This is a genomic window from Nodosilinea sp. FACHB-141, from assembly GCF_014696135.1.
Lineage (GTDB): Bacteria > Cyanobacteriota > Cyanobacteriia > Phormidesmidales > Phormidesmidaceae > Nodosilinea.
Map to the genome: position 1 here is coordinate 40,890 of NZ_JACJPP010000025.1, position 17,473 is coordinate 58,362.

General features: G+C 45.0%; 3 protein-coding genes. All 3 read right to left on the minus strand.

Annotation, left to right across the window (positions count from 1 at the left end):
• Positions 1 to 37: 37 nt before the first annotated feature.
• The 3 genes from H6F59_RS24395 to H6F59_RS24405 all read right to left on the minus strand — a co-directional run bounded on the left by H6F59_RS24395 (position 38) and on the right by H6F59_RS24405 (position 17,331).
• A complete protein-coding gene (locus H6F59_RS24395; RefSeq protein WP_190707067.1) occupies positions 38 to 9,157 on the minus strand; it encodes a neuraminidase-like domain-containing protein in 9,120 nt (3,039 codons plus the stop codon).
• A gap of 143 nt (positions 9,158 to 9,300) precedes the next feature.
• Complete coding sequence (locus tag H6F59_RS24400) at positions 9,301 to 9,585, minus strand: peptidoglycan-binding protein (RefSeq protein WP_190707070.1); 285 nt, start codon at positions 9,583 to 9,585, stop codon at positions 9,301 to 9,303.
• 198 nt (positions 9,586 to 9,783) lie between these two features.
• Entirely contained in the window at positions 9,784 to 17,331 is a 7,548-nt protein-coding gene (locus tag H6F59_RS24405; protein ID WP_190707075.1) for a SpvB/TcaC N-terminal domain-containing protein, read from the minus strand.
• Between the last annotated feature and the right edge of the window lie 142 nt (positions 17,332 to 17,473).

Below are 17,473 nucleotides of genomic sequence, written 5' to 3' on the forward strand. Positions count from 1 at the left end.
AGTGTGAATATGGTGCTAATACCAAATGGTGAGTAGTTCAAGACGCTGAATACTGCAGTAGCAGCAGAATGTCGTCAATTTCTTCTCTATTAAGACTATTAGCTCTAGCAGACACTGTCCATTTCCTAATGGGATTGCCTAAAAGTGAGACATTTGGCTCCTGCAACTTTTTTCCATCTTTAATAAAGTTTACATCGACATCGTTAATCTTCATCAGTTCTGGCGTTGTTACAGTTTTTTTGTCTTGCGGTTTAAGGTATACCTTTACTGGGGAAGCTAGAGTGAGTGTTTTATCAATCAAGAAATAGGGAAAATACTGCTCGGTCAACTCAAATTCAGTAGCTTGTGTTGCGCTAGATGAGTGTAGCAGTTGATGAAAAGCGGTTGGAAACTCATGTTTGAGGCTTACCAAGCGAAAAAGCCCAGGATCTTTAGCGTAACTAGTCAGAGTAGCAGCGATTTGTTTTTCAACGTCGATTCGGAATGTTACACTATCTTTCGCTGTGTAGCTGACGTGAATAATGACATCAGAGATGGTGTCGTAATTGAATTGACGAAGTGTTGAGGGCAATTCAAGTTTCCAAGCGCTAATTGCTCCAGCACCCTCAAAGGGGAGATAGCGCTCGTCGCGGAAGTTCAGTTCAAACATACCAGCATCGTTTTGAGCAGAACTAGCTGATATAGATGTGCCTTGTCCAACTTTTAGCTGATCGCCGTTCTTATCTAAGGAATTAGTATTAAGCTTGTTCGATGCACGTACCCAACTCTGTTGTAGCGTGAGTTTAGCGCTGACATTAGTATAGGGGCCTGTTACGCAAGGAATTGTAAGCCGTACTGATTTGATTAACCGTTTGAACTGCCCAGGATAAAACAGATCGAACATAATTTCAGGAATCTCGAAATTACAGCTTCCAGTTTGCTTAAGGTCTATTAGCGCAGAGGGAGACAGCAACGCCAAGGAGAATGACTGGGTAATCTCATAGTCTCGCTTGTGTTGTTCTAGATAAATTTTCTCCATGCGTTGCAGTTGCAGGAGCAACCGTTCACCTGCCAAGAGTCCAGCACGATCGAAATGCCAGTTGTCACCTGCAATAAAAATGGTGTCATCATCTCGCTCAAATTTGTAGGCATTTTCTGCCATTTTTGCCATGTCATGGGCGATGTTGTATGCTTCACGGTAAAGACGATTGAGGTTTGTGGAGAGGTAGTTATATAACCCCAAGCTGGTGAATTTATTCTTGTAAAAATCATGTAACTCTTCCACTTGCTCCATGTTTCTCTCATGGATTTTCAAGTCTTTCTCAGCAATTAGTTGTCTTACTTCAGCCGCCAATTGTTGCTGCTTAACTTGTTCCATTTCCTGTTGAGCAAGCAGCAATTGCTGTTTCCATTCCTGCTCACGCCGTTGAAAGGTAGCTTCTAAGCCTGCTGAAGTAGAAATTGCATCAGCGACTGATGCCATAGAACTGAACCAATCTGCCCACGCCTTCGTACTATCCCCTTGCTCTTTGCCACCAAACTTCATAGCAAATGGGCTACCCAACTGAGGTATTAAGTAGAAAATAGCAGCTAAGGTACGATTAATTCCCTCTTTTCTTTTATAAGTAGTTCCTGTCTGCTTAGAATCTTGCTGGGTAATCTCACAGCCTATCAATCCTTTGACAATCAAGTCCTGATAGTGGTTAACCCGATTTTGAACATTGATTTTGGTTTGAACCATTGCCTGATACTGGTACTGCGCTTCCCTTATTTGCTGCTTCTTAATGTCCTTGGTTAATTGCAAAACATTGCGCTCATGAACCGATCGCAGCAAGGTCAGTTCTTCTACATCTTTCTTCTCTAAAGCGCTTAGTAGAGCAGAGCCAAATGACTGCACTGTTTGAGTGAATTGCTTTGCCTTTTCAATGAGGTAGCTGAAACGGTAATGCGGAAGCGGTGAGTGAGGCGAAAATTCCTCCAGGCTTAACCCAGCGGCTTTTGCTCTAACCAAAAACATCGGCTCGATTTCAGGTTGGAACAGAGCTAATTGACGACGAATACCGCTGATATTCATGCAATTGCGGATTTTGAAGAGCCGATCTTCGACTCTGTCCCAATACCCAAGCAAATTATGATTAGGGGGGACACAGAAAACAGATATGCTCTGTTTAACTAGCTCTAACGCAGGATTCATGGGAATGGGTTTGGCAGTTTCCCATTTTTTTGCATCTTCTTCGAGATGTTTTGTCACAGTTGCGACGGTGCTGTAGCTTGCTAGTAGTGGTTGAGTTACTAAGATAGAGGCATTAGAAGTTGCCGTTGACAGGTTTTCTGAAGTGGTCGCCCCACTTCTAGACGCTACCAGTATATTTTCGTTTGCTCCAGCCACTAAGTCTCTCGCCAACTTAGCTTTGTCGATTTGAACAGCAACACGATCGCTGTAACTTGAATTATCTAATTCAACAAGAAACTCAGAGTCACCAATCCCCTTCGTACTAATTCTTTCATAAGTCCGAGTTCGGTCATCCTCAATCTTGCATTTGCCTAGTTTCGCAGGTCGTTTGCCCAATATGTCGTACGCCAAAACATAGAGCATTGTGGCTTCATTGATGGATTCCATTGTGTCTTGGGCGAATAGGTGATCTCCCCAATCCAATAGATTGTCAATGTATTTCATGACGATTGCTTTTTGGTAAGCGCTCAACCGGAGTCGGGCGATCGCATGAGGATTAAAAGGATCTTCATTGTATTGTGCGACCACTGCCTTGTCAGTCAAGATGTCCTTCATTTTCTGAATCGTCAGATTCCGAAACTCAAGGTATCGCCAGTTGCGATCGGTTGGTTTCTTGTCATCCGGGGATTCATTAGCCGTCGGATCAAAGATGCGCTCGTACCACCACTTGGCTTCTTTGAATTTGTGATTAGCGTTTAGATGGTTAGCGATGGTAAATGGAATATGTAAAAATAGTTCTTGATAATAGCTGCCATAAGCTCCTTTAAAGTTAATATGCTCTGGCTCATCTACCAACGACATCAATTCGAATGGATTTCTTGATTGAAACTCGAAAGGATTTTCAGCCTGTTTTTGAGTGTTGATAGACAGAAAAGTTTCTAGTCCTTCGACAAACAAAAGCTCACCTAACCTAGACGATAAAGATGTGCTGATCCTTATAAAATCTCTCCTAATTTGAAAAGATAGAATTTTTAGGTTGAGATAACGAATCAAGTACTGTTGATCATCAACTGTCCACACAAAATCACCCGGCTTATGACTAACAAGATGTAGATTTGAAGACAGTTGTTTTTCAGTGCTTCGGGCGATGGCTGTGCCTTGACTCTGATCATCAGCAATTAACTCATGATCCAAAGAAGCTTCATCGTAGAAATGAGTACCCCTATAAGTCAGCAACTCAACTGTTATTCCAAGCAAGAAAAGCTTTAGTAATTTGTCGTTAGGAACTCCAAGTTCTACAATTCTATCAGGGGGCTTTATGAGATTGTTGAACAAATCAACTCTCGCTCTGGCTGCCACTTTGTTGGAATTCGCTGAGAAATTAGGTTCATAGTATAGAAGATAAAGCTTATTATTGTTAACCGTTAAAAAGCATGATTTATTAGGTGAGATTTTTTTAGAAGCTTGGCCAAAGAATAAGTTCTTAACAGTCTCATCTTTTTCATTTATGGCTAGCCGCTGAACTGGCAACCATTTTTTACCCTCATTTTGGTATGAGAATAAAAACTCAGCACTATATTCAAATCCCTCTGATTTACTCGTTCCTTCCTGAATAGAAACAATTTCTTTTGATTTGATTTCTACCCAAAATAAGTATACTTTCCCTTGATGTACAACGGCTGAAACTCTATCAGAGTTAATTCCTAGCTCAATCTTTTCCCAAGGTGTCCAGACCTCGTTATTGATCCATTTACGGTAGTAATACTGGGGTGGGTCTTGTGATGTGCGACTAAAGAAGTAATAAGTTCTAGAAGCATCATGGTAGTAGCTTCCAGCAATGCGGAGGCGAGCTAGTTCAGCGAATTGCGAAACATACTTCTTGTAGGCAGTTTCTGCTGACTCTTGAGTGATTTTTTGTTGCAGCAGTTCGTCTTCCAATTCCTTGAAGATTGGCGTTTTATTATCTCTTAAGTCGGGTTCAATATAGTTTTCTGGATAGAGAAATACTTTTCGATTTGCCTCCCAAACTCGATAATTTTTGCGCCATTCCCACTGCTGGGCTGGAATTCTAGTCGGATCAACTTTGATATTAACAACTCTAGGATTTAAGAGAGGATCTGATTGTTCTAGATTTACCAAACAGCGGTGAATATACAACTGTAAACTGGAAATCGCACAAACTAAGCGAGAGGTGCGAAAACAGCCGCTCATTTCAACATCGAGCAGGAAAAAAGCATAGATATTGCGCAGATCTTGAAACTTGAGGTCTACTCGACGAGCAATGATGTAATTACAAAGAACATCCCGTTTTTTGACGTTGATTCTATCTTGGTAAGGCTCAAGTTTTTCTCGACGGACTTTCTCGTCATCATATTTTGAGCTAAATGAACCGAGAGCAACATCCCTCGCGGCAATTAGCTCATTGTAATTGGCATTCTTGGCAAGTGTTTGTAATGAGAAGCCGTTAATACCAAGAATTTGACACAACTTGAGACATTCCCAAAGATGACCCAACGCTTTGATAGAAACATTCGGTAAGCTGAGAGATTTGATCAGCGATTCAACCAGGCTTTTATCTTGTTTCCACAAATCAGCGAGTATAGCAGCGTCACTACCGTCACCAGTAGAAAAAGCTGTAGAGGTCATATAGTGATCCAAAACGGTCTGCACCTGTTGCTCTGCCTCGTCGCTGAGGGTGATTAAGTTCTTGTAGAAATCTAAACTCTGAACAGTGCCGAGCGTCAAATTTTTGAGATCAGCAATGCCTAGAGCAGACGCTGATTGCGTCAGGTAGGCAACCGTTTTCTCTTTAAACTTAAGATTGTCAAGCAGAAGCAGAACTCGCTCTATCTGCTGAACCAGCGTAAGCAATGAACTCACATCCGAAATTCTCTCCGGTATACGAACCCATTGGAGTATTTTTGTTAATTGATCTTGGGTAAGATTAAACAATATTGCCAGAGCGGTTCTGAGGGCTTCTGTCTTATTGGGTGCTGAAGATGCTTGAACCTCCTGCATGAGTTTTCCTGCAGCGCTAGAATCTACCCTAAATTTTACGGCTGTACTTTCTTCACCTATAAGGATAAACCGTAGTTCTGAAACTTTGAATGGGCAAGATTTCAGCCAATTTTCGACTTGTACCAGCTTATGAATTTGGGACAGAGTTTTGACTACATGCTGACTTGGCTCGAAGAGTAGACGAAGCACTGTAATGAAGTCCTCGATGCTTAATCTCAATGCTCTGGCAAGCCGGGCATGACGGTAAAGCAAGAAAATGTTACTTGGATTGAGAGTGCAATCTCCATTTTCATCAAACGGCATCTCATCCTTTAATAACTGAAATAGCAGGAGCAGTTCAGTTTCAGAAATTCCTAAACCGCCTAGTAAAACTGGGGTTCTTGGATCAACTACTGTGTCCCCAGAGTTCCTTTTATTAAGAGAGTAATGATGGAATGTTAAGGGCTCGGTACCCGTAACGCCAAATAGCTTTTGAGTATCGAATAGCCGCTCAAAGAAGTTGCGATCGCCTCGACTCACGACGGTTTGAGAAGCTGCCGTTGAAGTAGGCAGGTGATCCACCATGGAACAAAGTTCTTCAACGGTCAGATTCAAAGCTTCCTGAATATCAACGAGTTGAGCAAGCTCCAGAACGAGTTTTTGAGACAGCTCTGAGGACTGGATAGTGCCATTCGCCTGTTTAGGAGCTAGGATAGATAGAACCAGATCTAGTTCTGTAATACTCCAGGAGGTTCTCTTCCACAGGCGGATGAAGCGATGGGTGTAATCGAGCCGATCTACCGTTAGTTGCTTCAGCACTTCAGAAGTCTGCTGCAAATCACCCGTTTCATACTTCTGCTCAACAGTGATTTTGTTCAAGTCAGGGTTAAATCGTAGTGCCAGTAGCTCGTCTAACTGCGATCGACTGATGCCAGCTAACTGGATAAACTCCTGCACGTCAAAGTCAACTAGAGACTCTCGGTTATCAAAGCGGTATTTCACGTTTGCTGGATCGGGTTCTGTAATGACCTCAACCTCTTCTTGAGACAGATTAAGCCGCGATCGCCAAATTGTTAAATCTGATTGTTTCAGCGTTTTGTAAATTTGGTGTAGTGTGATCCCAAAGTGACTCAAATAGAGGCGCAGTTCCTCCAATGGTAGGTTGAAGGGTAGGGCAAAGGAGACATTTTCAGACTTCTGGCTAAATTGTCCAAAGACATCTTGGGATAGGGTGCGCTTGAGATAGTTCTCCAGCACCTCGTTGACGATGGTTAGATACGGAATGAGGGTATCTGTATTTTCGCAGCTAAGGGCAAGCGTCCATAGATCTGGACGGCGGTTCTTTAGGTACAGTGGATGGGTCGTTTGTTTTGTGTCAACAAACACAGGCTTTGAAACATGCTTCTCAATGAAGCTCATCAGGTCAACAAAGTATGCTGCTGGACTCAAAACAGAGCTACAGGCTTCACAGTCACAATAATTCTGCTTACCAAATAAGTTCTCAAAACCATCAACCTTTTGTAGGTCATTCACGATGGCAGGATCTAAATTTGCAACAGCAAAGTGTTTAAAGTTTCCCTGAACAATATCTCGAATCATCTCAACTTGATGTGAGATATACAGGGAGTTTTCCTGAGATTTGGCATAGGTCTGACGAGCTTTACCCAATGGCAAACCGCTGTTGTGAACAAAATTCTCCTCAGTGTCTGTAGCGATCGCCAATGTGGAGTCATATCCCCGGTTCAACAGCACCTGACTATCGGCAACGGTGTCTGTCAAGTTCAGCACCCGCTGATATGCCATAAGCTGTTTTCTGACCAAGGGTTGCTCAGTTTCTGAAATTCCTTCCCAGTCAATTCTGGTCGCTTGTAGATCCAGGAAGTTAACCAACCGGAGATCTAGGTTAGGATTGTTGGCATGGAACACATTGAGTAAATCAACACGGGTTGCGATCGCCTGTTTTTTCTGATCCAAATCGCTTGCTTTGTCATTGATTAGATCCGTAACGCCTAAATGCCTGTAATGGTTGGCGAAAGTTGTGAGCTTCTCCAGTTCAGTTTGCAAGGTTTGGCGCATTTCGGGGTCAACGCTCTGCCAGTCCATTTCAGCGGGAGTTCCCCCATCAATCAGCTTATCGTTATGATTCAGCAAACTGCTGAGCGAATCCAGGCGATTGAATTGAGTGTCTAACTGAGCATCAAGAATACGGTTAATTAGAACCTGTGATGGAAAAGTCTGCTCAATGTTGAATACAATCTTGTCTACATAGCTTTCGATCGTTTCACCCGCAGGCGCAGGAACTTGTGCACTAGTCACGAGTTGCTGCCAGTCTGCTTTTCTCCAGAAAGTGAAGTCAGTTGTTTTTAAGTTCTCAGTTTTCAGGGCACGCACGAGCGGCAGATTATCGTTCGTGAGTCTGCCCAATTCAATGGTTAGTTGCAGGTTGTTTTTAGTTTGCTCATTTAGCACTCCCTCAGAGACTAATCCTGACAGTACGTCTTCAGTTACATCATCAAGATACAAATTCTTGGCAATGAGTGTTTTAGTACTCTCATTATCTAACTCTGAAAGTCGAGCATATTCCTGAGTTTTAACCCTCAGGATGTCTTGGCTAAAGATAGGGTTTTCTTGCAAAGACTTATCGAGATGCAGCAAATCTTTAACGGGCTGTGATGGAGTTTCAGCAATACGCTTCTCTACGCTTTTGACTTCTTCCGCTAAAGCTTGATTACGTTTGAGAATTGGTAAAATGCTTTCCTGAATAACGGTTGAAAGCAGGCTATCTTGAGCCTGTTGATAATCAACGTGCTGCACTGCTGCTTTGACCGCAGTGGTCATCGCTTCACTGGTTGTCGCGATCGCCTTAACAATTTCGTTCTGCAAGTGTTGATTTAACTTACTTACTACAAAACTCGATTGCTCTGACTTCAAGTTCTCCAGGTCGGTCAGGTTGCTATAGAGAAGTTCAGGTTGAATCAAAAAGGTTGGCTGTTGAACTTCTAATGCCTGCAGTCGTCCCAGGATGTTTTCTAGCTCATTGCCAAATTGAGCAGGAATAATATTGGATTGGAGAGAGACTTGTAACGCTTGACGATGTGCCTTTATGCCTTGAGCCAAAAGCGCAGGCAGGTCAGTGGGTAAGTTTTGGCGGAAGAGTCCGTAGAAGGCTTCTGGATATAAATCTACGCTTCTAGCTAACCGGGCTGCTATAACCAGAAAAGCAATGTACTCTGAGTTGATTTTAGTTTCTCTTGCCAGGAAGTTAATGTCTTGAAACTTACCTTCAATAGGGTTATCTTCTTCGTCTTCTCTCAAATCGACTAGAGAAGTTCCTGCTAAAAGTGGTTCGATTGTTCTGATGAATCGCTCGTATTCCGATGGAACAGGAATCACATCAGAACTGATGACTAAATCAATGACAGCATCCGCAGAAGCATCGATCAGAGTGGGAGAATTGGCAAGAGGGCGCTCTAGAGGAACTATGCCACTAGGAGTAGGTTCGATGGCTGTAATCATCAGATCAGCATTTTGCTTTTCTGATTGAATAAACTGAGCGCGAGTATAGGTGATTTCGTAATATCCTACTTGATCTGTTGTTGTTTCTCCTAATGACTCAAACCTCCGGAGGTCTCTGTCAAAGGCTCGTACAATTACGCCTACTACAGGGCTACCATCAGCCAGATAAACTTTCCCTTTAACGACTCGTTGGTCAAAGGCACCTAGTTGGGTCAATGCCTCATTAAGTGCCCTGGCTGTTGCTTCATCGACAAGTCTGCCATCTTCAGCAGGTAGCCCAGCCGTTTGCCATTGAAAAGTAAGAATCAATCCTGCGGTGGCATCACCATAGCGTTGTTCCCTTTCCTCGTTAGCAAGTTCCTCTTCAAGGGATTGCTGTTGCTCTGAAAGTTGAATGATTTGCTTGTCAAGTAGCAACCTTAACCCTTTGTGTAAATTAGCAATTTCTAAGTTCTGCTGACCAAATTGAAGGGGAAATGAGATAGGTTGCATGATTGAGTTTCCTTGAAGGGGCGATTGGATGAAGGACTCAGGCAATTAATCGTTTTATTTAATGTAGAAATTTAGTTAGTGCTCTTAAAAAACTCGACAGACTTCTTGAATAAGAATTTTAAGTTCCAAGAGAAGCTAACTTTTCACACAACTGTCTTTCCATAAGGGAGATATTTTTGTGTGGAAATAGTGAGGTCAGCGATCGCCCGTTCAATCACAATCTTGATGTCATCATCAAAAATGCCGGTAGGAGAAAGCTGATGTTGGGTCTGGAGTTGCAGCAGTGCATCGCGTATACCCACTCCAAAGACTTGCTCATTCATTTCATTTTGAGGAATGGTGAAGTTTAATCTGCTGAGATTGGTTTGTATGTTATGAGTAAGGGTGCCCCGAGCGCTAAAGCTGAGAGGAACAACAGGTTCTCTCAATGTAATTAGTACATCTAACTTGAAGTTGATGCTGTTGAGATTTTTCGCATAAGCATTAATGATGTTTAGCTTCTGATTAATCGCGCTTAGCTTGCGAACACTAGATATAGCAATCCTAAATCACTTGTGAGATAGGTTGTGAGAGGTGGGGCTGTCTACGCTCGCCCCACCTCTCACAACCTATTTAAGATTGCTATATTAAGGTTTGAGGACTGTTGGTTGAGTGTTAAATAGCAACTCTTCAACTTCTTTATATACAGTTGGGTCAAAATCGTCCCCATACCAGTGCTTTTGAACTGCACTAGGCGTATGCTTGAGCATAAATCCCCTTATGGCATCTGCTTTTGCCTCTTCTTCAGCACATTTTCGATTCATTTCTTGGTCATCGCTACACATTCCTATAACACCAGAAGCAATTACACCTACAACACCACCTCCAGCTAATTTGAAAATAATTCCACCAATTACGAAGTCGGCAATCGTACGTTGAATTGCTCCTTTTTTATCCTGTGCTTGGCTAACTGCATAGACTGTTGTACCAATAACAACTAGTGCAAAAACCATCCCTCCAACTGTTACAAACCCACGTTGTCCAGCTTTTGCCCTTCTAAGCCTGACTACTGTTGCTAATTCGTCAGCCATTGCCTTTGTGCCTGCCTTTGCTTCTTCTGATGCAAGCGTCATGTATTTTGTTGCAACCTCTTCTGGATGTCCATATGCACCCCACTTAAATCCCAATTTCCCCAAAACTTCTTTTACATTTCGATGAAAAGCGCCCCCTACTGGATTTAAGTTTTCTAGGGAAACAGCAGCAGCTTCTGACGCTCCTAGATTTTTAATAGATTGCTTAGCAATTATGTGAGCATACTCTAACGCTTGACCAGCATAAGCTGTACCTTTTTTCCAAAACAACGTTCCACCTCTATCTTCAAACAGCTTTGTTAATGGATGGTCAGGGTTATTAACTAATATTTCCCGAATTCGCTGATTCAAGCGGTATCTAAAAGTTTCATAGTTATTAGACTTCATTCCTGTTAAAACTTCTTCCGCTACAGCTTTAAAAGCAGGATCATTACTTAAAGTTGTTTCAGGTTCAGGAAGAAGTATGGTGCCTTCTTTAGTGCGAAATATTGTATGACCACTCGTACCAGGTGTCCTTTGAACCCCATCTGGGTCAACACTTTGAGTCCCTGTTGGATCATGTAGGCGAATAGGATTATTCCTCACAAATCCATAGTAATTAACCCCATCAGTAATACCAATTGGATCGCAACTTACCCACCTTCCTAGCCAAGACGCATAATATCTCGCTTCGTGATAATTAAGCCCTGTTTCCTCATCACGCTCTTTTCCGATGTAGCGATATCGCTTCAAACTTACTTCTGCTACACTGCGTCCTGCTTGATAGGATGTGCTGCCATACGAATAATATTCCTCGTAGGAAACGACGGCTCCAGTCTCATCGAGTTCTAAGCTGGCAGAGCCGAGATGATTATCCAGTTGATAGCGAATCACAGATTTCGGTGAAGCAACTTCTCCACCTGTGCCATTCTCTTTTATTTCAAATGTCTTTGTTTCTACCAGCGCGATGCGTCGCTGATCATCCATGATGTGCAGCGTTTTTCGCTCTAGTTCCGGTTTGCTGCTAATACGCTTCTGATAAATCTCGAATCCACCTAAATAAATACGTTCTTCCGCCGTGTTGCCATTATGTTGATGTATTTTTCGCACTCGTTGACCACTGGCATCATAAACGTAATGAACTGTTCCGCCGCCACCTAAATCAGTTTGTTGCAACTGGTCTTTGAAATTCCAGACTAATTTGCTTAAATGAGGCATCTGGATCATGTTGCCATGAGCGTCGTAATCGTAGGTGACTCGTGACAAATTTGCGTTAGGTAGGCCGGGTACAGTCGTATTGAGCAGGCGATTACTTTTTTCTTCGTAAGTGTAATCACGACTCCACCCTGTTCCTGCTGCTGTATTCGGTATTTGATGAGATAGGCGCAGAATGTTTCCAACTGAATCGTACTGATATTCCTCGATGTAATCTCGCATCGCTTGAGCATCATTTGGGTGCATTAAACTGCTGCGGGTGAAATCGTTGTAGTCATAGCCCGGTTTACGCTCCAGCTTATACTCCCTGGAGGGATCAACCGCTTGCCCAATGTGTTCTCGTCCCGATGCTTTGATCAGTCGATAAATCGCGTCGTACTCATAGCGATTCACGGGAGAAACCTTCGCCCCCTCAAAGAAAATATCCTGCTGAGCGTTATCTAGAATTTCGGTAATGTTGCCCACTGGATCGTAAGTGTAATTAAGATCTTGAAGGCGAACGGTTGCGCCATTATCAACACGAGTGGTGAAGAGCCGAGTTAACCGAAAGGTGAGGCGATCGTAACTGTATGCCGTCTTCACCCCATTGCCATACTCAATTAACTCTCGCTGTCCCTTAGCGTTGTAGTTGATATTTTGCACAAACAGCGTTTCTTGTTCTGCACCCCGCAAGCGAACGTAGACCTGCTCTAGCAGATTCGCCTCGTTATACACCGGACGCATCACCGAGTGATCTGGACTCGTTGAACGAACCGGACGATTCAACGCATCATAAGCAGTGCTGGCATCAAAAACTTTCTGTTCTAAAAGCGGTTTTGCTGCTGCTGCCAGCTTCTGTGGATCGGTTTCTCGCGCCAGAACTAACCAGTCCACCCGTTTGGTGTATTCAACCGCAAGCTGTCGGCTGCTTCTGAGCAAATTTCCTTTGAAATCAAACTTCCAACTGCTAACAACGCCAGCCCCGTCATAGTGCTGGAATACCTTGCCGCGCAGATTCCGTTGCTGTGCCTGGGGATGCGATTCGCCATAAACAATCCGCTCCGCCAGCACCTTGTCAGTCGTGCCCTGCTTCACAAATAAATGGGTCGGACGTTGCAGCGCATCGTATTCATGAGAAATTTCATGTTCTCGACTATCCCAACCGCGAATCGGTTTACCCGCCACATTATTCAGCATCCAGCGATCGCCCGCATCCATACTGCGCGATCGAATCACATGCCCCAGCAGATCAAACTCCTGCTCTAATACTCGGTTATTGCGAGCATCGGTCACCAGTCGCTGATTCCCTTCAATATCCAACGTTACATGAGTCGGATATTTCCCGGCTGTGCCGTTATCTGCGATCGTCAGGAATGTACGTCCTAACGTGTCTAAATGAGCAACACTGAACGTTTTTGCATGAGCCTGGGTAAGTCTGGCAGCACGACGTTCAGCCTTTTTCGCTGGTTCGTCACCGTCAAAAGCAGGGGATTGGCGATCGCGAAGCCATTGGCTATCGTCTACTGTGTCATTCTCATCCCAGGTTTCCTGATGCCACGCGTCAAACTCAACCTTTGAAAAAGTGCCATCGGGTAAATCGGTGCGAATGACGCGATCGAGCGGGTCGTAGTGAAGGATGGGCGTAACACCGCACTCGACCAAATCTTCCTCATCTTCATAGAGGTGAGTTGGGCTAAAGAACGGCTCATATTGTTTAACAGGCTTTCCCTTATTGTTGAAAATTGTGCGTCCTGTACCCACCCAACGAGGATTTGTCTGCTGAAGGTTTTGACTACACTTCAATATTCCATTTGTATCTCGTACTGGGGCTAACCCTGGCTCTGCCTGAATTACGGTCTGAATCTCCCGCCCAAACCCATCTGAGTACAAGAAACTGACCTGCACCTTTGACTGCTCGCCCGCTTTCAAATCACTGACATGGGTTTCTCGCGCCAACGTCGCTGCAAATGTAGGCTGTTGAGAATCTGATGTTTTAGATGCTTTATACCGCTCCAAATCGTAAATAATGCGAGTCGTTGCAGTGCCTAACAGATTGCCTGCCTCACCAAGCGGATTGGCAAGGAAGCGATCGATCTGCTCCTGCGATAAATCCGCCTGAAAGTTTGCTAACGAATCCCCCTGCTCTCGTTCCCCCGGAGTAGGCTCCTTCCCCATCACAGCAGTTCCCGCCACCATGCCCAGGGCATCAAAAGCCACCTGAGCGCGATTACCATTGGGGTCAATTAATTGTTTGGGCTGCAACACTCGGTAGTCATTTTCTACTCGAATCACATTCCCCAGCGGGTCTTCCGTTCGCTGCATCAGCAGAGTATAGGGGTCATACTCCATTTGAAACACGTGTTCAAATGGGTCTTTTAACCGAGTCACTGCATAGAAATGGTCTGGATCAAACGCCTGCCGTCCAGAGGAAATCCACCAATTTCCATCCTCTTGTGTATACCTACCTTCTGCTAGCAACAGAGCATTCAAATCATCTGTACTGATCTTGCTGCCATAAATCTGGGTCAGCAGACCGGGAGTAAATGCTAGTTTGAAACTTTCACAGGGCAGTGCCAGCGACTCAACCTCACCTAGAGCTAGACAAGTTGGATCGAGGGTATTTGCTTGACTGTTTGGACGATAGCGGGATTGCACCCACTCAATCACACGGCGCTGCTTGCCATTAGTGGGTTGATCTTCGTAATTGACTTCACTATTGGAGATAAGAACCAATTTGCCTGGATTAACCAGATCTGGTTGCACAAAGTCAGAGAGTTGAAACCGACTACCAGTCTTGTCATAACCCGTTAATTCATAGGTACGAGTCTCGATCGGTACGCCAATCCGATACCAGTCTGTTTGATCCGGTTTGTTCGTAACTCGATTTTCTGTATAGGTAATTAGAGTTTTGCCCTGCTCTGGAAAGGCAGGTTTACGGCGAGGATAGGCGATCGCCACACTCTTCAGCACATTACCAAACCCATCCACCTCTAGCGTCATCTGCTGGGCGATTCGCGGATCATCAGGATTGCGTTCGTAATGGTAAGCAATACTTTCTAATGGATGGATGAAGAAAACGGCGTGTTGATTGCCCTGTCGAGGTTGTAGCTGCCGAATCGCATAATTACTTTCAGTAACGCTATACGGATGCTTACGTTTTTCAGAGCGATCCAAGGCATAGACTTCCTGTCGCAGAACGCTACCTTTGAGCGATCGCGCTGCCTCTCGTTCTGCCTCTGCCGTTAACCCAGTGGGCAAAATCGTATCCGGCAGGAGAGACGCTTGAAATGCCTCACCTGATGCGTTCGGTTCTCGATAATACTCATGCTCAAACTGCTGGGAAATCTTCTTCCCTTCAAAATAGGCTCCCGTGTGAAACCAGGTTTTTGTCAGTACAGGCGGAACGTGCAGAGCTTCTTCAAGGGCATTAGTGCTGTCCTGCTGGAACACCCCATACTCCTCCGTATCCCACTGCTCAACAAAACCGAAGCCGCGAAACTCTCGCTCAACCCCATCAAAATAGCCATGATGGTAGGCATAGCGGCTCACAAACCGATTGCCGCTAATGCGATCGCAGGTTTCCACCCGCTCCACAACATGCACTGGAAACGGCAGCTTTGTAATCCAGGGTTTACCTGCCAACCTGTCCTGCAAGTAGAACTTGGTAGAAGGGGCATACTGCACAACGGTTTCGGCACCCAGATTATTCACTGTTTTCAGCAGCAAATGTGGCTTTTGCCCGCCCAGCAGGTCAATGTATCGCATGGCTCGATGGGTATGGTTGGGCAACGGCGAAGACCACACCAAACAAGCGGTTCCATTCCCGAGCAGATCCACCGTCGTGACAGATGCCACACTGTCGATCGGTGGAAAGTTCCGCAAAACTCGCTTCGCTGACCAACTGTTCCCCGACTGATTGAAATAAACCTGGACTCCCTCACTGCTCAGATACAAAATATCCGTCGTGCCAGAGCCATCAATATCGGCTACTCGAATCCGCCGCTGATCAAAAATATCGGGCGCATCAAACCATGGGGCATTGTCCATCGTCACTTTCGCCCCAAACCGCCCGTAGCCCAAATTCGACCAGTAGCACACCTCACCATTGCGAATGCGGACAATATCAGTTAAACCATCTCCCGACATATCCGCCAGGTAAATGGATTGCGTCCCATCGGCGAACACTACTCGCGGACCTTTCTCCTCGTCCCAGGGCTGACTGACTCGCTCCGCTGCACTAAATCCGTCCTCTGCCAGAGATGAGTGCCAGACAAAGCAATTATCCTCCGTGATCAAAATATCGCTATGTCCGTCTCCGTCCAGGTCAATGAACTTCAGGTTTGGGTCATCCCAATCCAGTACAGGCAGCGATCGAAACGCGACGAATGATTCCCATCCTGCCTCCTGCTTCCGCTCGTAGAAGCCAGGGGTTGAACTGCGAAGCGCCACCACATCAAGCTGACCATCCCCTGCCAAATCGAGAAACTGGGCACCGTTGGCAAGTGCGATCGCAGGTTTACTCTCAACCAATTCAACCGGAGCAAACTTCGCTTCAATCTGCTTAGGTTTTCTAGAAACAACATTAATCGGGCTGAGATTACGCTTGTAAAACCAACCCTCTCCCTGTTCCGTCAAAATGCCCGACAAGCCCTCGCCATCCATATCCACCCACTGATAACGTGTCCCGTCTAATCCCTGCGGCAAATTCTCTAAACTCGCAGAATCTACCTCATGCACCGTCTCATCAATCTGCGCTTCACTGTAAGTAAACTTCAATGGTGGTAAGGATTTCTGAGTGTAGCCACCTTCAGAATTTCGGTTGTAGCCCGTCTGTGTTACCGATTTTAATAACGAGTAGATCGGATTACGAACGTCTGTGGGGTCTTGCTCGTAGGAATAGGTGAAGTCAGTCGATCGCACTAATCCGTCATATCCCTCAACCCCTTCCTGGTTGGGGATATGGTGGAACATCAGCACTCGCTGACACAAGCGGTAGGTGCGAACCTCAAACCCAGCCCGGTAGGAGGAAAAGGGATCATTGCGAACAGTCCACGCTCCTGCAGCGCTCGGCTGGGGGTTCGCCTGTTCATGCTCCCCGTAGTCTAATACTGTTTCAAACAGCCAATCCTTTCTCTGTCTCAAGTCTTCATTGGGCTTTCGGGGCGTTTGGTTACCGTAATGGATGCGCTTGAGATAGCGATTTGCCGATCGACTTTTGGATGTACGATTGCGCTCATGAGCTTGAGCAGTGTTGATCCCATCCGAATTCTCCCGCTCATACTCATACCGGATTGCATTGCCCTTGTCGTCATAGCTCTCACAAATCAGCCAGCTAAAAACATGATTCGGCTGATTGGGGTTAGCAACCCGGCTCTCAGTCGTCTGTCCATATAACGTTGTAATGTTGTCTTTGGTAATCGATCGCCAATGAGCTTCACCCGAATCTAACTTTGTCCAGCGCTCGATGCGGGCAAATAGCCCTTCAATTCTAGGGCGGTATTTTTGAACACAATACCCATGGATGTTTGGCTCATCAGGGTTGTCTTTACTCGAAATCGGGACTAAATCCTCTGCTCCTGAAAGGATAAATACATCGGATTCCTCCTTATCCCGATATCGCGGCAACCCCTTATCAGTCTTACGGGTAATTGAGGGCAATGACAGATTCCAACCCAATCCAAAAATGCCATTACCAGCTCCAGAGTCATAGGCCAGCGAGAGCTGTGGACCAACCCCCGAGCGACCAGAGCTGGTAGTAATTGGCACAGACATTGAGCCCGTACCTGTTACCGGATTAGCGGCGAATTTCTCGCCCATTCCTTTAATGGCTCCGCCCCCCTTAGGTAGCGAAATTGCAGGGGGTGGGGAAAAATAGCTCTGATCGGCTTCAGCAGACGGTTTGCTGTCATAGCCGCGGGGGCTGTCTGGCATGACTTCTCCTAAGAAAAATTAGGATGTCTCTTTGATGCCATAAGTAAAACTGTTTTTCAATACGTCGTTCGACTAAGGCATTTGTGAAGAAACTGTAATAAAAATCTGGCATAGGGAATTGCAGTTTGTAGACTATGGCTAA